This window comes from Terribacillus halophilus, assembly GCF_900162685.1.
GTDB classification, from domain to species: Bacteria; Bacillota; Bacilli; order Bacillales; family Amphibacillaceae; genus Terribacillus; species Terribacillus halophilus_A.
This window is the reverse complement of the sequence record NZ_LT727828.1, coordinates 144,660-168,416: the sequence shown is the minus strand read 5'-3', so window position 1 is coordinate 168,416 and position 23,757 is coordinate 144,660. Positions and strand designations below refer to the sequence as shown.

Here is a 23,757-nt window from a genome sequence, read left to right as displayed (position 1 = left end):
AGATGGGAGATTGCGGATGTAGTGTTCCTGATTTGGAATTCCTGCAGAAGACCGAACTGACATGTCCAGCCCTGGAAGCTACGAAGGAATTCAATGGACACGTTCATGGAAATGTTTCCTGCGGCGGCAATCCGCTTGAATATGTCAAAATTACACTTACAAATGATACGAACGCAGAGGTAGCTACTACGTTTACAGATAGTAAGGGCGATTTCAGCTTTTCTTCTAGTAATTCAGGCAGTTCTGTTTTTATCGTTGCAAATGGCGAAAGAACTACAATGTCTTTATAAACAGGGGCGATAACTTATGCCCCTCTCTTTTTTTGAGAGACCGTATAAACAAACTTCGCTTTATCTCCATCTAGATGTCATTCGCATCCAGCGAACCTTCCACCACGGCCGGCAGTCTTTACGCAGCGTAAGACCTGCTCGTTCAGCTATAGCAGCCGCCACTTCATCTACTGTTAATTCATCTGTCACGAGCTTATTCTCGAATATCGGGTCTGCTAAGCCGTTCATACAGCGTGGAATCTGCTGAACAGCCCACGAATTCGCCCTGTTCCCCAGTTTGGCTAAGCGTTTACCGAGTGTTTCAGCTGAAGCAGCTAGCACAAAGTGAAGCACCTCATGACCATCTTTACGCAATTGTCCGATAATCTCTTCATAGTTTGACGACTCTGTAATTGTCATTGGTACGAGAATAATCTCCTCTGTGTTCATTGTAAGATAAGCCAAATGATCACGCACAACGGACCGCCATAAGCGATGATTCTGAAAATCTGCTTTCTGCATGGAATCCGGTAGATTTTTTCTTATGTAGAACCCCGCTTGTTCTGGATCATAGAGGAAAGCGTGTGGAAGGCGATGCTGAAGAGTGATTGCGGTCTGAGTCTTTCCTGCACCGAATGCGCCGTTAAGCCAAATAATCATTGCTTCTGTTGGCAGACCATGACAATATTCCCATCAGGATCATGAAAGTTGAAAAATGCGACTGCTTCATCCTCTTCCAACTCCCGTACAATCTTGCCGCCTTGTGCTGTTACTTTCTTGTATGCCAGTTGAATAGCTTCTGTTTCGAGCATAAATGCCGGACGAATACCTGCTGCATTATTTCGGTTATCATCAATTACGAGACCTCTTCTGTCTCCCATCTCCATGAACTGAACTGGCCCAGTCGTTGGGTAAGATTCTGGCTTCCCTAATAACTTTGCATACCAATTTGCCGCTTCATTTACATCCTTTACATGAATAAAGACACTGCCTAATTGGAATTCAGACACCTTGCACCGCCTCATCTTTTTGAATATTTTACCATAAAACACAAGAGGTAGTATAGGGAAATAGAACAAGGAAAAGGACAGGCATATTACGTATGCTGTCCCTTCCGTGTCCTGTATCTATCAGCATACCGGACATCACACTAGCTCTTCCTCAAAAGAAAGATTAACAGGCTCCTCCTGTATTTCATACGTCATATCCAAATTGGTTGTCGGAACAGACTCATCCACTTCTTCAAACCGAAACCCATCAGCCCAGACCTGTCCCTTGCCAGAAAGAATCACTCCGAATGAGATAATCGCACTGTTTTCCGGAACATCCAAGACAATACGGTATCTAGTCCAATTTGTTGTACCTTTAATTGGCCGGTTGCTCATGTTATCAAATTGAATAATATCATCTGAAGAATTATCGACCCGCATCCACATACTAGCTAAGCTATGCACGTTTTCTGTTTTAAGAAAGCAGGTGAGCTGCATTCGCTTGCCTGCATACTTTGCCGCCTTAAATTGTTGCATCATGGTCGCGAATTCTTCCGCCCCCATGACGGTTTTTGATTTTAAGTATCCTGAAGCCTTGCCTTGGTGCACGTGCTTATAATCAATTCCCATTTCATAATTGTGCGGATCTGTCCCACTCAATAACCAGCCTGTTACTGTTTTTTCTTCCATATTCTCCTCCTTCTGATGCAGCATAGCATGCATCATGCGTCGATATTTTCCTGGCGGCAGCTTGTAATACTTTTTAAAAGCCCTTGTAAATGCTTCTTGGGATTCAAAATGATACATAAACGCAATATCCAATATGCCCATCTCGGTGTTTAGCAGCATGGCCGACGCCCCTGCTAATCTTCTTCTGCGGATATAGTCTGCGATTGTTAACCCAATAGTAGTTTGGAATAGTCGTTGAAAATGATACTGAGAAAATCCTGCTTGGCGGGCCACCTCTTCAGCTGAAAGGGATTCATGTAAGTTATTTTCTATATAGGCAAGTGCATGTCGTATAGCTTCCTCATAAACCTGCATACGTCTGCCTCCTTTGATTACAGCTTACATCAAGCTACCTGTTACTTTTTTGATTTTTTTAGCTAAAATGTAAAACCTTCTCTGCTAAACTAGATGCAGCTGTCACCCATTCTATTTGCGTAACAAGAGAGGATGAACACAGTCCTTATAAAATACTCACACCATGCGGCATCTGTCAGGAGAGACTTGTATATCGGGGTCGTGACGTGCACGTAGCAGTGACACATGAGGGGGAATCTATCCAGTATGTATCCTTACAGGAGTTACAGCCTTACCACTGGACATATGCTTATCCAGAGGAAGAAATGTTTCATAAGTAAAAGAGCAGACACTTTATGTCTGCTCGGGTCTTCTGATATACGTTTTAACTGCTGGTGCTTCATACTCTCGGAATTTATCGAGGAGACTAGCGGGATTCGTATCGGATAACGTCATCTCACGGTATTTCTCATGCATGAACTTTTCATCTGCCATATGATTGAATAAATTGATCAGCAAATCATAATAGCCTTCCACGTTCAAAATACCGAGCGGTTTCTTATGCAGTCCGAGCTGCGCCCAAGTAAAGATTTCGAAGAATTCTTCAAGCGTCCCTGGCCCGCCTGGCAGTGCAACGAATCCATCTGCCAGCTCTGCCATCTTTGCTTTTCGTTCGTGCATAGAAGAGACGACAATCAATTCAGATACGTGAGAATGCGCGACTTCTCGTTTTTCCAGAAAATCAGGTATAACACCGATTACATGGCCTCCTGCTTTCATGCTACCGTCTGCAACTGCTCCCATCAGCCCTACACTTGCACCGCCATATACTAGCGTCAGCTTCTGTTCTGCTAGTGTCTTACCAAGTTCTTTAGCCGCCGCAATGTAAGCCGGGGATGCACCTTCACTAGACCCGCAAAATACTGCGATACATTTCATACCTTCACTCCTTTTTGATTAGTTCCAATTCGGTATTCGCTACCTCTATACCATTTGCTAACAGTGCAATCCGATGCACACCTGGATAGTGAATCCTGGTCGTCAAATCGCTCCATTTATGTACGCGTTCCTTGGCAATATCTTCGCCTGCTGTAAATACTCGATCAGAAAGAAGGAATTTCTTTGTTGTGATTTTCCGTTTTTTAATAAAATCAATGCTATATTCAATACGCAATTTTGCCTGCTGCTTCACATGGAAAGCATAAGCGAGAGTAACTGTTTCACCGATATTCACTCGCTGTCTATCTGCTGCAATGGCAGCATCCGACAGTGCGCCTTTGACATCTTCGTATCCGAACAATGCCATCACCTCTGGTTCTCCGCTTCGCAGCAGTGTCCGACAGCCGTGCCGAATAATCCAATCTGTTTCCTTTGAAAGAGCCTTCCACCGTTTGGCGGTTTGGATGACAAGCTCGGGGTGATCTTTGCTAATATCATTTAAATTGTTGGCAACACTCTTCCGCACATACAGTGAGGAATCAGCTTTAAGTAATCCCAACACCTCCAGAACAGGCTGCGGATCAGCTTTAAATTGCCGGATAGCTTGTCCCCATGGCAGTCTTGGTCGACATCCTTCACTTGCCAGACGGCGAACGTGGTGATTCTCCGACTGTGCCCATTCTTTCATCTTATTCATAACGCGCTCTGGTGCTCTAATCAAAAACGGTCTAATTGCAAACTCTGCAGTCGACCTTTTCGTAAAAACCTCTAAAGCATGCAGCGAAAGTTCTTCATGCACAGGATCTTGCCCAAATACCTCCACGAAGTCCGGAATAAATAGATAAGGAAATCCTTCACATTGTGCTTCAATTGCTATTAATATGGTTACTGCCTCCGGATAATCATCCGGCAGGAGCGAACCCAAAACGAGCGTAATACGGCGTATTCTTGCTTTTAGCTCCAGCTCTTTCCAACTTGCATCCATCACTTCGGTCAAGAATCTATTCTCTTCAAATTCCTCGAATTCCTTTTTCACTACAGAAGCGAAACGTTCAAGAAATTCTTTCGTATACATCTCCTTCATCGGCTCTGCCACTTGTACCGCCTCCATGTTATCTCTATCTATATTTTACAGGAGATAAGCGGTAAACTACAAATAGACCCAATCAAAATATTCTGCTTAAGAAACGCACAAAGAATACAATGGCAAAGTAGCTAAGTACCAACCCTGCACCAATTGAGACCCATTTCACAACTGTTTCATTCACTACTTTTCTTGTCCCAGCCACAATGCTCATTAACCCAATATCATGAACCTGAATACCTGCCAATACGCCAAGTCCAGCTACGATGAAGGAAAGTTCGCTCCCTTCCGCAAAACTGCTGGATAGAAAAGTACCAAATACACTAATCCAAAAAACAAGATTACTAGGAGAAACTGCTACAAGAAGCCCATTTTTGTAAGATAAAGCTAGCTTTTTTGTCGTTTTTTCGCCGCCTAATGTGATTTGCTTGTCCGCATTTTTAATACTATCGTACGCAATATACATTAAAAAGATTGCACCTAACAACCACATGCCCGTTTGGATTGTAGGGGTAGCTAAGATGGGAGCAAGCCCCAAAAATAGTGCCGCCATCAGCAGGAAATCGACTGTCATCCCGCCAACGCCTACCATCCATCCATGCCAGAAACCATTCTTTAACCCTTGCTTTGTCATTTCTATCGTTACTGTACCGACTGGCAAGGCAATTGAGAAACCTAATAGCACGTTTGTCAAAAAAATAGAAATCACTACAATCAACGCCCTTATAATATGGATTAACCATACAATTTTTTTAATAAAAAATATAATAAGAGGAGTATATATGATGAATAGTAAGCAACTTGTCCACCTTCGTCCTATAGCGGTTTCCGATGCAACGCATCTCTTTGAATTCTGGTCTGATCCCGAAGTGACAGCTTTTATGAATATTTCGCCCATGCAACGTGTTAAGCAAGCAGAAGAAATGATTGCTTACATCACCCAGCTTGATAACGCAAATCGTTACACAATTGTATTAAATGAACATACAATTATCGGAACCTGCGGCTTCAACTATATTGATCCTGCAAATCAGCGGGGTGAAATTGGCTATGAATTAGGAAAGAAATATTGGAGAAAGGGATATATGAGTCAAGCATTGCAAGCTTTGCTTCAAGAAGGATTTTTCCGGTTACATTTAAACAGGATAGAAGCCAAAGTGGAACCTGGAAACAGTGCATCACGTATGCTGCTTGAGAAAATTGGCTTTCAGCAGGAAGGCACGCTACGGCAATATGAGAAACTGAATGGCGTTTTTCTGGATATGGTCTTCTACAGCTTGCTTCAGACTGACTATACAGCTATATGAAACTTCCAGATGATATATTCGTAGAGTAAAGCAGTGTATGTATGAGGTGATGATAAATGAGCAAAAGAAACAAAAAATCAAAGACTTTCATTACCTCCCTTTTAATAATAGCAGCGGTATGTTCCTTTGCATTTGTAGCTTTACTGTATTATTTTGGCTTTCTAGGCGCTTTCAGCATCCTTGATGTCTTCTATGAAACGCCCAAGCACTTAGCTGTTTTTGTCGGCATCTATCTCATTTTAAGTATCATAGGGGAACTTTTCGTCAAAGGCATTTACTATATTAAAAAAAGAAAGCGCAGGGCCGATACATTCTCTGAATACATGCTATTATTCTGTATGAACTTTATAATGAATTGGCTTATCATTTCAATGATTAATGGTCTTTATCAACCTGTTCATGTAGAGTGGTACACGGAAATTGTTCTCGGTGCTTTCATTGCTCTGGCAGAAGTTCTCCTTGATAATGGAAGCAAAAAGAAGAAAGGAGACCGCAGCAACTGACTGCGATCTCTTTCCTATTGATTAATAACCGCCACCAACGTAAGAAGCACCGATGATAATCAACAAAATGAAAAGCACTACTAAAAGCGCGAATCCGCTGCCGTAACCGCCACCGTAACCTTCAGACATGTTATCCCCTCCTTTTCTTTTCAAGCCATTCTATGTAAAAGGAAACCAATGCGTACCGACTAGCCGCATGGAAAATTACAAACAGCAAAAATCGCTTCCGAATATAGTTTTACAACTGCATTCGGAAGCGATTATTTTTGCTTTCTCAATGGTTCACACTGCTCTCATGTTTATATTAGTTGTTGTTATTGTTGGAACGGCCGCCTTTAGAACCAATCTCTTGGAAATGCTTTTTGTCATGAGATTCTGCATTGGCTTTACCGCCCTTGGAACCGATATCTTCATAGAAATCTTGACCATGGCTGTCTGCTGTAGCTTGTCCGCCTTTAGAGCCGATGTTTTGGAAATGTCCTTTATCATGCTCATTTGCGTTAGCGTCTCCGCCTTTGGAGCCAATGTTTTGGAAATGCTCTTTATCATGCTCATTTGCGTTAGCGTCTCCGCCTTTGGAGCCAATTTCTTGATAAAATTCTTTATCATGATTTTTAGATGTTGCTTGTCCGCCTTTTTTGCCCGCTTCTTCATAACTCATTTTACCGTTATTATTGTCTGCCATGTTAATCTCCTCCTCCAGAAATATATGTCTCTTTCGTAGTAGCTTAACTAGTAGTTTAACGATGCGTGGCCACGCTTAATGAATGTATTCCCGGAACACATCTATCTAAACAACAAGAAGGGAAGTTAGGAAAAAAGTTGGGCTATACATGTCGTCATTTTTTTATGCATAATTATCTCCCTATAATCCAAGGTAGCACGCAAACCAAAAGAAATGCATTAAAAAAAGCAGGCATCCTTCTGCCTGCTTCCTTTTAGATTATGCTGCACATTTCCAGCTCTTATCGTGCCCTTTCCCTTTGCCTTTTCCTTTATCTGCTCCTTTATGCTTTCCGTTATCTGTTTTGCATGGAGCAGGAAGAGGTTTTTCTTCTACAGGTTCTTCTGTTTGTACAAAGTCAGTAATGTTATCTGGCGCCACAGGTTTCAACTGATATATCCCATTGAAAATGGAGGATACGCCGGTAATGTTTACTATATCTCCTTCTTGGAACTCTGAAACGAAGGTTGAGTAATCCAATCCAATTCTATTATCAACCCGCACTCGCGTTACATGACCATCTGCTGCTTTTGCGTCAAACTCAAATGTACCGTAAGTGTTAACTTCTTCTACGTTTGTTACTGTTACTTCCGTTAATTTTACTAACTGTCCCTGATTTGTTTCATCAACTGCTGAAACAACTTTAGGCGCAGGAATATCTGCTTGTTCAATCACTTCAGACTGGATAATGTCTGTTAATTCTACTTCGTCGTTATATGTTGTCTTTACCCCAGTAATTTGAATACGATCTCCTGGCTGGAAGCTTCCACTGTCCTGGAAAACATAAATACCGGCAGTGTCGTCTTGCATATAAAAACCTTTGCCTCCAAAGCTGCCTGTTTCAGAAGTTACGATACCTTCCAGTGTCACTATTTCTCCGTCCGCTGCTGTACGTGCTTCCTGGATAGCTACAGGGTCTGGCAGCTTCACTTCATCTCCAGGCAGCGGTTCAGTTGCTACATTGCCTACCTGAACCGAGTTCGTCAGCACATTATCACCATCCTGACGAACTCGCAAGTTGGCTGTACCATCAGCTGTTGCAGGATTTAGCTGTGCTGGGACTTCGACTGCTGCTCTTCCCGTTGCATCTGCTGTAACAGAGAAGCGGCTGCTGTATCCATAACCGCTCGGCCATGTTCCTGTTGTATTGAACTTTCCAATCTGCTGTCCGCCAGGCAAATATGCGCCCAACTGAAGTCCAGTCAACGTTTCACCTGGCTGTAAGTTTTCTACTACTATACGTACTGTAAATTCCTGCTGTGTCGGCAAGGTTGCTGGTGTCACAACGTCGTATGTCGGATTTGATGCCACTTCATCAGATCCGTAAGCACCAGCTGCGAACGTACCTGGATCATACCAACGATAGCCCGTTGGCGGATTTCTCCAGGGCTCCGCTTCTGTTTCGGTTGTCAGTTCTGGATTTTCATTAATTTCTGCTGTTTCAAGAAGTGGTGTTACTTCACTAAGTGTGATAGAAGTTTCTTCGAAGCTTGCGTAGTTTTCTTTCTCACTCAGCCAGTTCATCACGTTCAGCAAATATTGGCCGTTATTCCCTTCTCCAGTGAAGCCATCATACGTACGCTTCGTACTGCCGCCATCTTCTCGAAGGTACTTCGGCGTAGCATCTTCTACTGGTGAGGAATCACCAAGAAATGCTGCTTTCCCTTGGTCAACTTTTGAGATAGCAGCAAAAGCTCCCTCATCAATTCCACCATTCGCGTATACTCCCTGGTCAACAGCATTCGGCCAAGCCGGGATATTTTCCGGGAAATAGATAAGACCTTTCGCTTTTGTCGGATCGAGTATTGTCAGAGTAGCACCTGCATGAGCTTCTACAACGTCGATTCCATCTGTAATTCCGAAAGAATCAGCTGAACTAACGACAGTTTGTCCAGATTCGATATCACCTACTGCATTGAAGCGGAAACGAATGCCAAAATTGTCGCCAAGCCAGTCGGAACTTTCTACACCTTGCATTCGGTCAGAGTTTGCTTCGTCCTCCGTCATTCCTTTTGCAGGATTATCGAATGCACCGCGACGGTATCCGTTGAAAATCTCACCAGAGTCCCAGCGATTGTAGTTGCGATCCGCATTATAATGATCGCCAATGAAGAAAATACTTCCACCTTCCTGCGTATAGCGCAGCATGGCATCCTGTTCCGATGCTTTAAAAGGAATATTTGGTTCCGGAATTACAAAAACGTCATAAGCGCTTAAATCATTGTAAGTAATTGGCGAAGTTTTTCGCAGCTCTTTTACATAATAGCCATCCTTCGCTAATGCATTCCCAAAATCAGAGAATGCGCCATCGATTACCCAATCGGACGCACCTGCTGTTTGTCCGTGCGTGTTATCAAATAATACCTTCTTGCCATTAGCTTCTCCTGATGGCTGCAACTCCGGCGCTGGATCAGCTGCTGTTTCAGCATCACTTTGCTGTGCATAGCCGAACAGTGTTATAGGGATAAGTAAAACCGCCAAAATGAGACCTTTCCAATCCATCGCTTTCTTCACGAATAGATTCCTCCCTCTGTTTTATAGGATGAGCATAGCAAATCCTCCACTATCTGTGGGCGTCTTTACAAAAAAGCTACACACGTTGAGGAATATTTACGCTATTGTCATCTTAATGTATAAAAGGAGAAACAGAAGTCCTATCACAACCTCAGGACAAAAAAACTGCATGCTTTTGCATGCAGTTGCACTTAATCTATAACGACTTGCGCCGGGGTGCCTTCCTTTAAGGTAAAATCTTTGCTGGAGATGTCTGTGTATTGTACTTCCAAATAAACAGAATTGGCTTCTTGTCCGGTTGCTTGTTGGTAGCTTGCGAAATCATTATATTCCTCTTGCTTCCAAGTCCAGGTTACATCCAAGTTCTGTTCTTCCTGATAAACGTTTCGATCTAAATATGTGTTCGCATTTGCCTGGAAGTCATTCGCAATAAACACTCCTGTCTCACTTGCCGTAAAGACATTATGAGAAATTGTATTGTTTTGAATATCATACTGCAAAAGAAGCTGCCCGCCATATAGATCTTCCGTATCGTTTCGATAAAGAACATTGTACGTAATAGCAGTGTTCTTCGTACCGCCTCGGTCCTCATCGTATCCACCAATCGAAATGCCTGTATAATGGTTTTCGTAAACCTCGTTCTTTGTTATTTTTATATTATCTGCATAGCGGCCTTTGTGCTCGGACGTCGCTTCAATGCCTATATCATTATTAAAAACTCTATTATCTTGGACTGTGACATTACGAGCACCGTCGATATAAATGCCACCTGCCGAATAATCTTCACCATATGCAGGATTTCCGTACGAAGAATTATTATGAACAGTATTTCCTTCGACTTTACCGTTTCGTACGTAATCGGCTTCCCGATCCTCTGCTATGCCCTCGTAACCAATTAGATCGATGCCTATATTGTTGTTATTTCGAACTCTGTTTCCTGAAACAGTGAAACCATCAATGTTACCGTTTAAGACGACTGCCTCACTGGCACCAAGTGTCAATTCTTCCACGACATTGTCCATAATCTGTATCTGTTCCGTTTCACCAGTTCCATATACCGCGATACCATGTGCATTTCCTTCATCCGAGGTAGTTTCTATATGCTGGATATAGTTCTGGATAATCGTGATATGACTACTTTCTCCTGTCACAAAAATACCCATCACAGCTAAATCAGAAGAATTTGTCTTCAGATCTTGAACGGTTAATCCTTGAATCATTATGTAGCTTTGGCTGTCTATATGTATTAATGCTGTATCTTCTTCCGGTTCCAAATCACGGCCGCTTATAATGACTTTTTCGTTGTCATAATTACGAATTATGACTGGCGCAGCCTTCTTACCACTGAGGTTAACCTCAACACTGCCGAAATAAGTGCCGCCACGAACATAGATTGTGGTTCCAGCTTTAGCTTGATCAACTGCGGCTTGAATAGAACGCAGCGGGTTCTCTTTTGTTCCATCATTCTCATCGTCACCATCTGTTGCGACGAATAGCTGTTTTGAAGTGGTTACTGCTTGCACTTCCTTCTTGTTGTTTGCTGTAATTGCATAGATACCTGCACCGATTAAGCAGAGTACTATTGCAATCAGGACGGGTAATCTCATTTGTTGACTCTCTTCTTTACGTAAATTTGCCGTTCAGGCCACTGCTAGTATGATACAGTGGATACAGCTATTTGTATAGAAGAAATCCCTATTCTTCACAATAACTTCATTGTCATAAAAATCGCTCTTTTAGTGCAGGGGATGGCAGCATGCATTCATTTTGCCGACCGAACCAGCGATAACGATTTTTAGCTACATAACGATACATTTTATTCCTAATGGGACGCGGAATCACCCACGCTGCGGCTGCTAGTTTCCACGCTCCATCCAAGTGTCTGGCGATACGCACGATCGCACTCGATTCGGTATACACCTTCCCTGCCTTAACGAATAAAATACTATCCACATCATCTGGTATTTGGTGATCAGCAGCTAGTGCCGTGCCAGCGTCGCTTTGCAGGGAAGCAAATTTGAAGTAAGCTTTTTGATCGCGCTTTATAATAAATTGAACACTATTATTGCAAAGGTTACACACCCCATCGAAAAGAATGATTGCATTGCTGTTCATTTTTTACCTCCTGCTCTTTATGCCGCTTGCTTGTGTAAAATTTAATAAGATACGCAATACTAACCAGCTAAGCCGTTCTTCCTTTATATACCCAAGTATGACGTCCTAAAATTTGTGACGCCGCATCAGCTATCTTTACGTTCCCTCCAAACCAAAATAGCGGACAATCTTATCAGCTGTTTCAGAAGCTGTCAGTTCATCCGTCTGGATGCGTATGTAATTCTCTTCGTAAATTTCCCCTTCTCTTGATTGCAGGCGCCCCGTTTTCATACTGCGGAGCAAGTTTTCTTCCGAGCGTGCAATATCTCGTTTCGTTGGTTTATGCACCAGCCTGTTCTCCGTCACATTGCGCTTTAGTCTGCGTTCTACATTCGCTTGCAGTTCCACAAAATAGATTGGTATTTGCTGCTCCCGAAATATAGAGCACATGCGCTCAACAACTTCCCAATCCTCTTGATTGGAAAAGTCCCATAAAAAGGTGAACGTAAAACCTGGAAGGTCTGTCTTTGCTACAGATCGGAATATCTCTTCTCTAAAATGAGTAGACAGCCGCCACATCTCTTCACTAAAACCAAAGAACGGCACTAATAAATCAATTGTCATGTGATTATGTAAAAGTCGATAACCAAGCTTTTTTTTAAAGTTCTTGTCCCACAGTCATTTTACCAACAGCCTGTGGTCCAAATATCATAATAAAATTCATCCTATCCCTCCTTTTCCATAGATTGTATCAAGGAAAGAAAGAAAATTGTAAATTTAATTACAAATTAACCGCAGGGCAGCTAGCCCCACGGTAATTACTTAAAAAAATAGTTGAAACAGTTTCACCATTTTATGAGCGGCGTCGAGTATCTGGTTGCATGCAGTAGGTATGACAGTGATGAGAGCTAGAAGAAGAGCCATATTATCATTAGGCTGTTTCGGGTTGTGGGGGTGTTCTTTCATCGCAGACAATCCTCCCTTCGATTTCACATCGACAGGTTCGTTGCTTGGATAAAAATGTTGGTTGTTAGAAGGATATAGTTAGTATTTCCCCCTTGCGTACATTTATGCATATTGTTGACAAATCGTCAACAAGAGCGTACCTTGTAATAGTTAGGGAGGTGCTTTATGGAAAAACAACGACACACAAAACGAAAACAGAAACGTCGAATTAGCAAATATATTTTGCTCATCCTCTTTGTGCTGCTAATTGGAGCTGGTTCCTTTTTCTTTCTAACTGCAAGGGATGTAAAGCAGACAATAGACAGCATCCAGAAAGATTCAGCAGTAATCGATGAAGGGGTGACATCTAAAAAAATCAAGAATAAAGAAAGGATTAATATACTTTTGCTTGGTATTGATGAACGAGAGTTTGATTCTGGAAGGTCTGATGCTTTACTGCTCATGTCATTGGACCCAACTACTGAATCGTTGGATTTGGTAAGTATTCCGCGTGATACTAGAACAGAGATTGTCGGACATCATACAATCGACAAGATTAATCACGCCTATGCTTTTGGCGGTGTAGACATGTCCGTGGAAACAGTAGAGCAATTGTTTAACACTGATATTGATTATTTCGTGGAAATCAATATGGAAGGTCTTGCTGATCTAGTTGATGCAGTTGGCGGCGTAACCGTAAACAATGACTTGGATTGGTATGATGAAGGCTTCTACAAGAAAGACTATCATTATAAAAAAGGTCAAATCAACTTGGATGGAGATCAAGCATTAGGATATACAAGGATGCGTCACTTAGATCCAGATGGTGATTTCGGAAGAAACGGCAGACAGCGTCAGGTAATTGAAGCCATCATTAATAAAGGTGCTAATATCAAGTCTGTCAGTAAGATAGACGACTTGCTAGATGTATTGGGGAAAAATGTACAGACAAATATAAATCTCGCTTCTATGCGTCATTTGTTCACGGATTACCGTAATGTACGCAACTCTATTCAGGAGCATGAGATAAGGGGCCAAGGTACAAAGATTGATGGAATTTATTATTTGATAGTTCCAGAGGATGAGCTAGCCGCTGTACATAAAAGTATAAGCAAATGAGAAGAAAATCCTATTTGGATTTTCTTCTCATTTTTTTAGCTCTTCTTTCTTTGCACCAGCAATACAAACGCCAGAATTGCTATACCTAACCAGATTGTTGTAAGTCCGATAAACCTTAGACTTAAGCTGGCTGCCGATGCTCCAGCTAAGTAAAGGAGAATTGCCCCTCCTCTTAGAAATACGTCCAGTGACAGCTTCTGAGAGCCTTTTTTTATTCTAAGCATGATTCCTTCTATCAGTGCAGCAAGTGTACTTGTCAACACTGTTGAGGAAAGTCCGGCAATCTTTAAGTTCCTTCCTGCTATCGTCTGCATTCCCATTGCCGTGCTCAACACGAAGAGTACAACTGCTGATACTCGCCCACCTATTGGGGTAAATTGGATTACCATTGCCACTAGTATAAGCAGGATAAATTCCCAGAATAAAATTGTGTTCGTTCTTTGCACAAACACAGCAACCGCAACTCCAATAATAAAACCAGTTAACGCCAAGGCGGCATTACTTAAGATAACCTCTCTGGCATCACCAACTCCTATGCCTAATAACACAATGTTTCCTGTCATGTTAGCAGTAAACACATGTGATAAACCGATATAACCAATTACATCAATCACTCCCGCTGCTGCACATAGGAGCAAGATGGTCATGCGGTCTCGTTTTATCTGCATTTTCACACCTCTTTCCTATGTATTTCTACCGTAAATGTTGACAATTTGTCAACCTCTTAGTACGGTTAAGGAGTGAATTTGAAAAGAGGAGCTGCGTTATCATGAAAGTTGAAAAAAAATCGATAGGAAACCTTCTGCGTGAGTTAATCCAAAGTAATAAATTATCGATTCGTGAATTGAGCAGACGCACCGCCATCGATGCTGCCATCATATCTAAAATCATAAATGGCAAACGAAAAGTAACTGTTAACCATCTTAAGAGATTTAGTGAAGTTCTAAATGTATCACATGAAGAACTTATGCGTACTGCAGGATTTCTAGATCAAAATGTATTACAACAAACAGAACAGCATTTGGAAGCACTATGTAAACAGGCTGATCCTTCCTTTACAGCAGAAAGAGTACGGAAACAGCTCGCTGATTATGAGGAAGTTGCCCTTACAGAAGGCGGAAAAAAAATCATTGAGGAGAAATTTGATGAAAAGATCCAATCTGTTGGAAGTGTTGGTAAACTGGTGAACGACCTGAAAACCATGTTTTCCAAACTTCAATCCGGGTTAGCAACAAAGCAGGAAATAATTATATTTGGTGCTGCTTTGCTTTATTTTATCAACCCCATTGATGTCTTGCCTGATTATATATTTCCGTTTGGATATCTAGACGATACACTAGCAGTGCAGGCAGCTTTGCTGAACAACAATAAATGACGGCTGGATTAATGCATAGTAGTGGTAAAACAAGTCTGACCAGATCAGGATTACCGCCGGTCAAATCCGCCTTCTGAATGCAGTTCCTGTCCCGTTACCCAATAGCCATCATCTCCTACGAGAAAACGAATTAATCTTGCCGCATCATCAGGCTCTCCAATTCTTCCCATTGGAAAGTTTGGCAGCAATGCTTGCCGTATGTCATCTGTCATCCATGTGCTGTCTGTCGGTCCTGGATTAATTGCATTTACGTTAATCCCTATAGAAGCTACGTCAGCTGCTAAGGATTGGCTAAATGCAGTGATAGCTCCTTTTGTAGCAATGTAGGCCAGTTCTCCCGGCATTGGCCCTTTGCTCTGACCTGAAGTAAGATTTACGATACTTCCCCAACTCGCGGGTTTTTTCTGATCAAACAATCGTGCAAATCCTGTACATAGGAGGAATACACTACGCATATTTACCGCATAATGCCGATCTAGCTGCCTCTCATCCAATTCTTGATACGTACCGTTCTCCGAAAAAGCCGCGCAATTAACTAATACAGATGGAATCCCAAGCCGCTGCACTTCCCTTAGAATATATGCAGCTGCCTCAGCTTGTTCTAAATCCACCTCAAGCCCTTCACATCTGACACCATAAGCATGCATTTCACTGACAAAATGATCTGGCCACGTTTCACCTGCCTGCCAGTATGTAAAAAAGATATCCATGCCTTGTTCAGCCAATCGGCGGCACACAGCAGTTCCAATGGAGCGCGGATACGAAACACCCGTTACAATCGCTAGCTTTTTCATTTAAGAACCTCCCTTTTATCTGCTATTAATACTATTCGTGTACAATGTGATTAAATCCTTTGAAAGGAGACTCCTCATGAAAAAACACCTTATCTTTCCTTCAGTTAGTATCTTAGTCATACTTACTGTCTTTGGATGGTTGCTTTACAAAGCATTCAATGACAGGACATTTTCCGAAAGTGACACCACCATGCTCCTCCTTATCCCATGCTTTATTATTACATGGAGCTCGAAAAACATAGCGACCTTTTCACTTTACGGCGCATTCCTGCTTGTAACAACTATATGTACGGCATTAGAGAGTTTCCTGACTGAGCAGCCTAGCATTTACATCCTTATGACCCTTTTTGTCGGGACGCTTTTGCTTCCAATTCAAACCCTTATTACGACAGCACAAAAGCAGGAGTAGCCCTCCTGCTTTTCATCGCCCTGCTTATGATTGTTCTTTCATCCGTTCAAACGACATGTTGAAGCCTATCATTTTGCATACGGCCTTATTATTCGACATGTAACTGCAGCGTTTCCCCTTCAACCTTTACATTCTTTGATTTCTCCTGTTTTTCATAGAATACTTCTTGCAATACAAAAAACTTCTCCCCCATTTTCCACAGGGAAGAAGCTTGTCCTTACTCCACTAAGCTTTCAACTGCATCGTCTACAATTTGTTCGTTTGCAACTGGGCCTGTGTACAGCCAGCTTGTGTCTTTATCGTATTTGTAAACATTTCCTTCTTTGATAGCTGGTACATTTGCAAGCAGTGGATCTTCCAGAATTTCAGATCCATCACCTTCATCACTATTGATTAAGAAGAGGTGGTCCACATCCATGGTTGCCAATTGTTCAAGGGAAACTTCATTCCAGTTAGCTGCTGCACCTTCAGATATTTCCTTCACGCCTTCTGGAACCGTGATACCTAAATCACCATAAAGCACTGCACCGCTGGATAAGTTTTCATTTACGATATAAAGCTTTCCGCCAACAAGCCAGATAGCTGCTGCAGATTCATCTCCGATGGCTTGCTGAATCTGTTCTTTTGCTTCAGCAGCTTTTGCATCATAGTCATCCAGTACTTGCTGCGCTTTGTCTTCTTTGCCGAAAATCTCACCGACTGTTTGCAATTCCTTGCGCCAGTCTCCATTTTCTTCCGTACCCATTACATACGTCGGAGCAATCTTATTGTACTGATCATATTTATCGCCTTCTACCATGGATGCCGAATCCATGATGATCAAATCTGGCTTGTAACTAGCTACTGCTTCAAAAGGAAGCGTAGAGTCAATTGTTGGAACGTCTTTTAAACTATCCTGCAAGTATCCTTGCGGAGAACCATTATTTACAGACCATTGTGCTGCTGGTGTAATATCTAGTGCGACAAGATTATCTTCCAGATAAGAAGCAATTACATTATCCGGATTAGCCGGAATTTCCACTTCATTCCCTAATGCGTCAGTCATTGTACGCGTTTGGTTACTCTCTGAATTGTCAGAAGCGTTATTTTCAGCTTTATCACTTGAATCGTTGCTGCCGCAACCTGTTATAATAAACACAACACTGGCGAAGACTGCCAGAAGTAAAGAAGAACTCTTTCTTTTGAACAAGGGACTCACCTCTTTGTTTATGATATAATCTTCAATAAATGATAACAATTATCATTATCAATTACAAGTATATTTCATATATTTGGCATACATATAGAGTGAAGAAAGCGGGTTAACGATGCAAGCACGCAGACTTATTGGCACAATCATCCTTATCGCAGGTACGCTCCTGCTGATTTTCTCAATTGGACTTTCCATTATATTCGGGGTTTCGGATATTTCCCTCGGCACTGTCTGGAATAGTATTTTCCATTATGATACAACAAATACATCTCATCAAATTATTCAGCGTCTCCGGCTGCCTCGTGCAGTGGCGGCAGTCTTAATTGGTGCTATGCTGGCGGCATCTGGAGCAATTATGCAAGGTATGACACGTAATCCGCTCGCCTCTCCGCAGATTATGGGGGTTACTTCGGGTGCCACATTCATGATTGCGATTGCACTCGTTTTCCTGCCGGATTTGTCTAATGTAAACCTGCTCCTATTCGCATTTGCTGGAGCGGGACTTGGTCTTGGGCTTGTCTTTGGTGTCGGTCTGCTGGCACGTACGGGATTAACACCCGTAAAGCTTGCTTTGGCAGGTACAGCAATCACTGCATTGCTCGGTTCGTTTTCCAATGCACTGGCTATCCATTTCGACGTGGCTCGGGATTTGAGCTTCTGGTATGCGGGCGGTGTAGCAAATGTACAATGGGATACAGTGAAACTGTTATTTCCTGCGGCAGTGATCGGAATGATCTTAGCACTGTTCATTAGTGGATCTGTTACCACACTCAGCTTGGGAGAAGATGTTGCAACCGGTCTTGGTCTTAAAACAGGTGCAGTGAAAGTTGCCGGTGTACTTGTTGTTCTTATTTTGACAGGGGCGGCTGTTTCGGTCGGAGGAACAATCGGGTTTGTTGGCTTGGTTATTCCGCATATAACACGCTTTATCGTCGGACCTGATTATCGCTGGATTATTCCTTGTTCAGCTATACTAGGCGGCATTTTGCTGAACTTTGCAGATATTCTATCCCGTATGGTCAATCCGCCATTCGAGACACCCGTCGGCGCCCTCACAGCATTGATCGGCGTTCCATTTTTCATTTATCTAGCTCGCCGGGAGGGTAAGAACATATGATACATTCCACGAAAAAGACAAGCATTGTAGCGATTGGTATCATCGCCGCTATCCTTATTATCTTCTTCATCAGTTTAAATACAGGGACAATTCCAATCGGACCCGCAGATGTGCTTAAAACCTTATTCGGTACAGGAGACGGTTCTTATGATGTGATTCTTTTTGATTTTCGCCTCCCGCGAATGATAATTGCACTTTTGATTGGAATCGGCATGGGCATTGCAGGAGCCATTCTCCAAGGTGTATCCCAAAACGGGTTAGCTGACCCGGGTATTCTCGGCATAAATGCAGGTGCTGGCTTTGCTGTTGTTCTTTATATTTTCTTCTTGCAGGACCAACTAGCAGGAAGCGGTAATCTGCAAGTATTCATCATGCCGATATTCGCTTTTGCAGGGGCTTTTCTAGCAGCAGGCCTCGTCTATACGCTGGCTTGGAAGAAAGGTGTAACACCTGTGCGTCTCATTCTAGTCGGCATCGGTATCAATGCTGCATTTGGCGGATTGATTATTGTGTTCCAACTAATGATGGAACCAAAAGATTTCACGCAAGCCACCGTATGGCTCAACGGCAGCATCTGGCAAACGAGCTGGAACTATGTGCTCGCCCTTTTGCCGTGGATCCTTCTGCTCGTGCCATTCGCTATGTATAAAGCCAAAGCGCTGAATGTGCTAACACTCGGTGACCAGCTTGCTACTGGAGTTGGAGCTCCCGTACAAAAAGAACGTACCTTGCTGCTGCTGACAGCTGTCGGATTGGCAGGAGCTTGTGTTTCTGTCGGGGGAGCCATTACGTTTCTTGGACTCGTTGCACCGCACTTGGCAAGACGTATTGTCGGCCCGAACCACAAGCATCAGCTTCCGATCTGTGCATTAATCGGTGCGCTTATCATGCTAGTTGCTGATACGTTATCACGAACTCTATTGGCACCATCAGAAATTCCGATTGGTCTGGTCGTCTCAGCAATCGGTGCACCATATTTTATTTACTTATTAATTAAAGAATGAACCTCTGCAAATGCAGGGGTTCATTCTTGTTTTTCTCCGCCAGGCTGGAATGTTTGGTATAATATGTTATGTACAAGTTAACGACTCACTCAAGGGCGGTCTGACTCATTCCCCAAAAGGGGGTGAGGCATATAGCGATACTCGAGCTCCTGTTGTCGATTGGCAAATTAATGTTTGCATTTGGCATGTTTCTGCTCGCATTGCTGACTTATTTAGACAATAAAAAATAGACCCCCTTGAGCCCTGAACAAGTCTAAGGTGGTCTATTTTCTCATGAAAATATTCTGAGTCAGCGCCATGATGGTCGCTTGTACACAACCAGGGTGCGCCAACACCCTGGTTTTTTTATGGTATTCAATATCTACGTTCAATATACCACTTCTCATGGCAGTTCTTCAAGTAGCACCTTTTGACTGCTATTTACTATCTTATATAAAAAACCTATCCATCATTCTTCATGCCTTGATAAATGATCTTCTCTGGATAATAGAAGCCGTAAATCTGCACTTCTATTAACATGCTTGTCATTTATTCGTTAAGCGAGTCACACATCTTGTAAGAATCAAAGTCTTAAAATTTCCTTTTATAATATATAAAATATTACATGTAGGATTTAACTTAAATTACTAAATGACGTCACAACTAGAATTTTTTATACAAACTGTACTACGTCTAAAGAGTAATAAGTAACCTCTCTGCTATTAATTCTGAACAAGATATCTTTATTTTTCAAGCAATTTCTTCACGCATGAAACTTAGAAGGGTAGTGTAACTATGCAAAAAGGATTAAAAAATGCCACAGTAATAGGAGCTGGAATTGGAGGTTTATCTGCTGCTATTGCATTAAGAAAAACAGGCTTAGACGTAACCGTATATGAAAGAAATACGAAAGACCACGCAGGCGGAACTGGCATTACACAGCCTCAAAATGTATTTAGCGTCCTGAAGGATTTAGACATATATGAGGAATGCCTGAAAAGCGGAGTCCAATTAGATTATATGGAGATGCTGGACAAAGAAGGCAATCTGCTTTTTGAAGCCAACGAAAAGTTTATAGATAAAGAAGGACCTGGAAGAAATGCTATTTGGCGCTCCACGTTAAAGGATGTTCTTCTTTCGAAAGCATTGTCACTTGGCGTTAACGTAGAATGGGAGAAAAACCTTATTAATTATAAGGAAAGTGAACACAATGTCTCTCTCTCGTTCCATGATGAAACGCAAATCACAACAGATCTGTTAGTAAGTTTTGATGGAATACGATCTAACGTGAGAGATATTATGTTAGGAAGAACCGTTTCCCCTCAATACCTAGGAATGGGAGCATGGAGAATTCCAATCACTTTTGAGAAAAATGCGTTGTCTAAAAAAGGTTTTATCATGAAAGACGGAACGACAAATCTAGGTGTTTTCCCTCTGACCGATACGGATGGATATGCATTTATTCTGACGCCTGTTCCTGCAGACTATTGGGATGAGGAAGAGAAACGTTATGACACTGTTCGTAACATGCTCGAACCTTTTCACGGAAAAGGAGATTTTATAAAAACATGTTTTACAAGAGATACTCCGATTATTTTCAGTCCCATTGAAGAAGTAGTATTAAAGGAGAAATGGTACACTAACCGTGTCGTAATTGGAGGCGATGCAGCTCATGCCAGTGCTCCAACGCTCGCTCAAGGAGCCGCAATGGCTTTAGAAGACGCAAGTGTATTAGGACAAGAAATCTCTAAAGTTTCTTCTTTAGCACAAGCTTTACATGCTTATTACACAAGACGATTTCCAAGAGTCAATGCGATCCAATCCTTTTCTTCAGAAGTTATTCGGAACGAATTAGCTGGTAATTTTAATCAAGCAGAAATTATAGCTAAGAGTAACTCGATTCTCCAGCAAGCATACTAATATTTCTTAAATATTAGTATGCTTGCCTCATATTAGATTGCTTTGCGTCTTTTAGTCTACATAAAGTTCGGTATCGCATGTATATAGATGGATTTGTAAAGCGGATAGAATATCCTATCCGCTTTCTTTGAGTTCTCTTATAAAAAGCACTTCGCATTGCGCTTTAGGAGTGTACAAAAACTCTTCCTGCTGCAATATCCTCTAAACTATCCACAATCGTTTGTTCACAGGCATCGCCAAGCGGGATATCCACATGTGCATAACCTATTAACTCTTCCTGTTCACCTATCCTAACAGCGTACTTCGCATGGCGAAGCATCTCGATGTCATTCGCATCATTGCCAAAAGCGATATATTCCCCTTTACTGATCCCAGCTTGTTGGATAGCTGTCCATTTATCAATACCTGGAGGGCTGATGTCTACAATATCCTCTCCATGATGGCGATGCACCCGCAATCCTAGTGCTTCGGCTTTTGCAGCTACTTTTTCTTGATTGGCAGATTGAAGAATGAGTATTTTTACTACTTGATTTAACTCGTTCAGCTGAACTTGCTCTGCCAGATTATCTGGGTCAAGATTTGCCTTTATTGGGTGCATTTGATCTCCTGTATACGCGTAATTCCAGTCCCCATCTATTAAATAAGCTGCATCATACGTCTTAATTATTTCTTTCATAGCAGCTAATTGATCGGATGAAAAAGCTTGGGAGAAAACAACCTTTCCGTTACGGGAAATAAGTGATCCGTTGCCACCTATTAAGGTAGCCGAATGAAAGTGCTGGTCAATAACGGGTAGCAAATCACGAATCGGCCGAGCTGATGCAAATAATACTTGATGGCCATTTTGCTCCAGTTCTTTAAGCATATCCATTATTTTTTTCGTCACCGGTTTGCCTTTAAAACAGATTGTACCGTCTAAATCAAAGATAAAATTCATGCTTGTTCCTCCAGCATTAGTGTCATGTGAATTTCTGTAATATATGTATCTTCTAATTTTAATGCATTCTTCTCAATTGCAAATTGCTTAAAACCAGCTTGTTCATAAACATGCTTCGCCACATGATTGGTCGCTGCCACAACAAGATTTACTTTCTCTATTCCTTCTCGCTCACGAGCTACTTGAACCATATGCTTTATCAGCATTTTCCCGTACCCTTTCCTTTTGACTTCCGGGGCTAGGTATACTGCAACTAACTCCGCTCGGTGCTGCAGCTTGGATAGTGTCTCATAGCGCAGCGTTGCATTTCCTGCAAGATTCCCTTCTATAAATATTCCATAGGTTTCTGCAGTCGGACTCTCCAATTTCGCTCTCACTTGTTCAATGGGCTGATTTACCGCTTCCTCATAAGAAGCACCAAAAGCATCCGGATGATCCTGCAAAGCTTGTAATCTTAGTTCCCAATATGCTTCTGCATCTGCGGCTGTTAATTTTCTAATGTTCATCGTTTATCCCCCCCAATATAGCATAGATAAAGTTTCTTTATATTTTGTCATTCCGTTGCAGTTACACCGTGGATAAATTCCACTACGGCGTGTCTTTACCGCTTAACCTACGTAATACCCATCGAACAATCGTCCGCCATAAGGTTGCAGGCAAATCTCAGCTAAGTCTACGATAGCTTGTTTGTCATGCCTCTGATAAAATGCTACTAAACTTTTTTCAAACTGATTTGCTAGCGCAGCATCCATGTTTCTAAGCTCACGGAACATCCACTTCCCGGAACCAATCCAATGTTTGTTCGTGCGCAACGTGAAAACGGCTATATCATGGATAATACTATTAGCTAAAAAATAAGCCTCTCCGTCTGCTTCTTTATCCAGAAAATCGTCAATCAGGTTAGAAATCATGTATCGATTATGATTAATTAGACGTTCATTCCAGGCTAGCGGTCCTTGCGCAAGGATTCTTTTCGCCTCTTCCTTCATCTTTAACAAAGCTTCAGAGTCTTTCAGCACAATCGCTTCGCTGACCATTCTTGGCAAGGAAGGTATCGCACGTGCCGCATCATTGTGAAAGAATTCATGATATGCATCACCTGTATACACAAACACCTCGACCGGCCAGTCCTCATAAAATATGGATTCTCGATAGGCACTGTCTTTCCCTGTGTAAAGGATAATAATATCCAGGTCGGAAGTCGCTGTGGATTCCCCTCTGGCACAGCTTCCAGCCAGCATAGCGCCGTCACAATCCGGGTGATTAATCTCGATGAATCTTTTAGCAGTCTCCAATGGGTCTCTCAAAAGAATTCCTCATTTCTATTTGACGTCAATATCCAGTATATGTATAATGAGCATACAACAAAACAGAAGCGTTGATAAGGACAAGATGCTAAGCGCCCCTATCTAACAGAGAGTGAAGGATTTGCTGAGACCTTCGCAGATAAGCACATGCATTACCACCTTGGAGCTATTACGGGGAAATCACAGTATCCGTAATCGGGAAGACCGTTATCG

26 protein-coding genes, 1 pseudogene and 1 other annotated feature (1 of these 28 cut by a window edge) are annotated in these 23,757 nt (G+C 42.2%); of the genes and pseudogenes, 9 read left to right on the top strand and 18 right to left on the bottom strand.

The genetic code is table 11. The features are described 5' to 3' along the window. The first annotated feature begins 2 nt into the window (after nt 1–2). Nucleotides 3–290 (top strand): carboxypeptidase regulatory-like domain-containing protein, encoded by a 288-nt coding sequence (locus B1K52_RS05640; protein WP_077306216.1) that lies wholly within the window; start codon nt 3–5, stop codon nt 288–290. 60 nt (nt 291–350) lie between these two features. On the opposite strand, the gene B1K52_RS05635 is transcribed toward B1K52_RS05640, so the two are convergent. From B1K52_RS05635 to B1K52_RS05610, 6 genes are all read right to left on the bottom strand, one after another. Further along, complete coding sequence (locus tag B1K52_RS05635) at nt 351–929, bottom strand: AAA family ATPase (protein ID WP_077306214.1); 579 nt, start codon at nt 927–929, stop codon at nt 351–353. After that, complete coding sequence (locus tag B1K52_RS05630; protein ID WP_179106475.1) at nt 926–1,279, bottom strand: VOC family protein; 354 nt, start codon at nt 1,277–1,279, stop codon at nt 926–928. The genes B1K52_RS05635 and B1K52_RS05630 overlap by 4 nt, the downstream gene beginning before the upstream one ends. Nucleotides 1,280–1,414: 135 nt before the next feature. Next, nucleotides 1,415–2,302, bottom strand: a complete 888-nt coding sequence (locus tag B1K52_RS05625; RefSeq protein WP_077306210.1) for a helix-turn-helix domain-containing protein — start codon at nt 2,300–2,302, stop codon at nt 1,415–1,417. Between the two features lie 333 nt (nt 2,303–2,635). After that, nucleotides 2,636–3,220: an LOG family protein gene (locus B1K52_RS05620; protein WP_077306208.1), complete on the bottom strand. Its 585-nt coding sequence runs from the start codon at nt 3,218–3,220 to the stop codon at nt 2,636–2,638. Nucleotides 3,221–3,224: 4 nt separating this feature from the next. Further along, a complete protein-coding gene (locus tag B1K52_RS05615) occupies nt 3,225–4,316 on the bottom strand; it encodes a DNA alkylation repair protein (protein WP_077306206.1) in 1,092 nt (363 codons plus the stop codon). Nucleotides 4,317–4,386: 70 nt separating this feature from the next. Beyond that, nucleotides 4,387–5,010: a LysE family translocator gene (locus B1K52_RS05610; protein ID WP_077310505.1), complete on the bottom strand. Its 624-nt coding sequence runs from the start codon at nt 5,008–5,010 to the stop codon at nt 4,387–4,389. A 79-nt stretch (nt 5,011–5,089) separates the two neighbouring features. Here B1K52_RS05610 and B1K52_RS05605 point away from each other — a divergent pair, with 79 nt between their 5' ends. Next, nucleotides 5,090–5,611 carry a GNAT family N-acetyltransferase gene (locus B1K52_RS05605; protein ID WP_077306204.1) on the top strand — a complete coding sequence of 174 codons (522 nt, stop codon included), beginning with the start codon at nt 5,090–5,092 and terminating at the stop codon, nt 5,609–5,611. Nucleotides 5,612–5,667: 56 nt separating this feature from the next. Then, nucleotides 5,668–6,114: a YrvL family regulatory protein gene (locus B1K52_RS05600; RefSeq protein WP_077306202.1), complete on the top strand. Its 447-nt coding sequence runs from the start codon at nt 5,668–5,670 to the stop codon at nt 6,112–6,114. A gap of 21 nt (nt 6,115–6,135) precedes the next feature. On the opposite strand, the gene B1K52_RS05595 is transcribed toward B1K52_RS05600, so the two are convergent. The 6 genes and pseudogenes from B1K52_RS05595 to B1K52_RS05570 all read right to left on the bottom strand — a co-directional run bounded on the left by B1K52_RS05595 (nt 6,136) and on the right by B1K52_RS05570 (nt 12,170). Then, nucleotides 6,136–6,243: a YjcZ family sporulation protein gene (locus B1K52_RS05595; RefSeq protein ID WP_077306200.1), complete on the bottom strand. Its 108-nt coding sequence runs from the start codon at nt 6,241–6,243 to the stop codon at nt 6,136–6,138. Between the two features lie 175 nt (nt 6,244–6,418). Beyond that, entirely contained in the window at nt 6,419–6,799 is a 381-nt protein-coding gene (locus tag B1K52_RS05590; protein WP_077306198.1) for a KGG domain-containing protein, read from the bottom strand. A gap of 258 nt (nt 6,800–7,057) precedes the next feature. Beyond that, nucleotides 7,058–9,352 carry a hypothetical protein gene (locus B1K52_RS05585; protein WP_077306196.1) on the bottom strand — a complete coding sequence of 765 codons (2,295 nt, stop codon included), beginning with the start codon at nt 9,350–9,352 and terminating at the stop codon, nt 7,058–7,060. A 191-nt stretch (nt 9,353–9,543) separates the two neighbouring features. Further along, the gene (locus tag B1K52_RS05580) at nt 9,544–10,959 is read right to left on the bottom strand and encodes a right-handed parallel beta-helix repeat-containing protein (protein ID WP_077306194.1); all 1,416 of its coding nucleotides are present in this window, start codon (nt 10,957–10,959) and stop codon (nt 9,544–9,546) included. Nucleotides 10,960–11,071: 112 nt separating this feature from the next. Beyond that, the gene (locus B1K52_RS05575; protein ID WP_077306192.1) at nt 11,072–11,467 is read right to left on the bottom strand and encodes a thiol-disulfide oxidoreductase DCC family protein; all 396 of its coding nucleotides are present in this window, start codon (nt 11,465–11,467) and stop codon (nt 11,072–11,074) included. 135 nt (nt 11,468–11,602) lie between these two features. Further along, a pseudogene (locus B1K52_RS05570) lies at nt 11,603–12,170 on the bottom strand (AAA family ATPase). A 407-nt stretch (nt 12,171–12,577) separates the two neighbouring features. Here B1K52_RS05570 and B1K52_RS05565 point away from each other — a divergent pair. After that, nucleotides 12,578–13,510: an LCP family glycopolymer transferase gene (locus B1K52_RS05565; RefSeq protein WP_077306190.1), complete on the top strand. Its 933-nt coding sequence runs from the start codon at nt 12,578–12,580 to the stop codon at nt 13,508–13,510. 35 nt (nt 13,511–13,545) lie between these two features. Here the strand turns inward: B1K52_RS05565 and B1K52_RS05560 are convergent, their stop codons facing one another. Beyond that, a complete protein-coding gene (locus B1K52_RS05560; RefSeq protein ID WP_077306188.1) occupies nt 13,546–14,178 on the bottom strand; it encodes a YoaK family protein in 633 nt (210 codons plus the stop codon). A 101-nt stretch (nt 14,179–14,279) separates the two neighbouring features. Between B1K52_RS05560 and B1K52_RS05555 the strand changes: the two genes are divergently transcribed. Further along, nucleotides 14,280–14,885: a DUF1232 domain-containing protein gene (locus B1K52_RS05555; protein WP_077306186.1), complete on the top strand. Its 606-nt coding sequence runs from the start codon at nt 14,280–14,282 to the stop codon at nt 14,883–14,885. A gap of 50 nt (nt 14,886–14,935) precedes the next feature. On the opposite strand, the gene B1K52_RS05550 is transcribed toward B1K52_RS05555, so the two are convergent. After that, nucleotides 14,936–15,679 carry an SDR family oxidoreductase gene (locus B1K52_RS05550; RefSeq protein ID WP_077306184.1) on the bottom strand — a complete coding sequence of 248 codons (744 nt, stop codon included), beginning with the start codon at nt 15,677–15,679 and terminating at the stop codon, nt 14,936–14,938. Between the two features lie 626 nt (nt 15,680–16,305). Then, nucleotides 16,306–17,286: an ABC transporter substrate-binding protein gene (locus B1K52_RS05540; protein ID WP_373022628.1), complete on the bottom strand. Its 981-nt coding sequence runs from the start codon at nt 17,284–17,286 to the stop codon at nt 16,306–16,308. 109 nt (nt 17,287–17,395) lie between these two features. Between B1K52_RS05540 and B1K52_RS05535 the strand changes: the two genes are divergently transcribed. The 4 genes from B1K52_RS05535 to B1K52_RS05525 all read left to right on the top strand — a co-directional run bounded on the left by B1K52_RS05535 (nt 17,396) and on the right by B1K52_RS05525 (nt 21,300). Beyond that, nucleotides 17,396–18,397: a FecCD family ABC transporter permease gene (locus tag B1K52_RS05535; RefSeq protein ID WP_077306180.1), complete on the top strand. Its 1,002-nt coding sequence runs from the start codon at nt 17,396–17,398 to the stop codon at nt 18,395–18,397. Then, nucleotides 18,394–19,401, top strand: coding sequence for a FecCD family ABC transporter permease (locus B1K52_RS05530; protein WP_077306178.1), 1,008 nt, complete (start codon nt 18,394–18,396; stop codon nt 19,399–19,401). Before B1K52_RS05535 ends, B1K52_RS05530 begins: the two co-directional genes overlap by 4 nt. A 170-nt stretch (nt 19,402–19,571) precedes the next feature. After that, the gene (locus B1K52_RS18460; protein ID WP_371747644.1) at nt 19,572–19,631 is read left to right on the top strand and encodes a putative holin-like toxin; all 60 of its coding nucleotides are present in this window, start codon (nt 19,572–19,574) and stop codon (nt 19,629–19,631) included. A 544-nt stretch (nt 19,632–20,175) separates the two neighbouring features. After that, complete coding sequence (locus B1K52_RS05525) at nt 20,176–21,300, top strand: FAD-dependent monooxygenase (protein ID WP_077306176.1); 1,125 nt, start codon at nt 20,176–20,178, stop codon at nt 21,298–21,300. 163 nt (nt 21,301–21,463) lie between these two features. On the opposite strand, the gene B1K52_RS05520 is transcribed toward B1K52_RS05525, so the two are convergent. From B1K52_RS05520 to B1K52_RS05510, 3 genes are all read right to left on the bottom strand, one after another. Beyond that, a complete protein-coding gene (locus B1K52_RS05520; RefSeq protein WP_077306174.1) occupies nt 21,464–22,237 on the bottom strand; it encodes an HAD-IIB family hydrolase in 774 nt (257 codons plus the stop codon). After that, the gene (locus B1K52_RS05515; protein WP_077306172.1) at nt 22,234–22,743 is read right to left on the bottom strand and encodes a GNAT family N-acetyltransferase; all 510 of its coding nucleotides are present in this window, start codon (nt 22,741–22,743) and stop codon (nt 22,234–22,236) included. Before B1K52_RS05515 ends, B1K52_RS05520 begins: the two co-directional genes overlap by 4 nt. Nucleotides 22,744–22,845: 102 nt before the next feature. Further along, nucleotides 22,846–23,544, bottom strand: a complete 699-nt coding sequence (locus tag B1K52_RS05510) for a nucleotidyltransferase domain-containing protein (protein ID WP_077306170.1) — start codon at nt 23,542–23,544, stop codon at nt 22,846–22,848. 62 nt (nt 23,545–23,606) lie between these two features. Next, nucleotides 23,607–23,757, top strand: a binding site (T-box leader) (it continues 65 nt past the right edge of the window).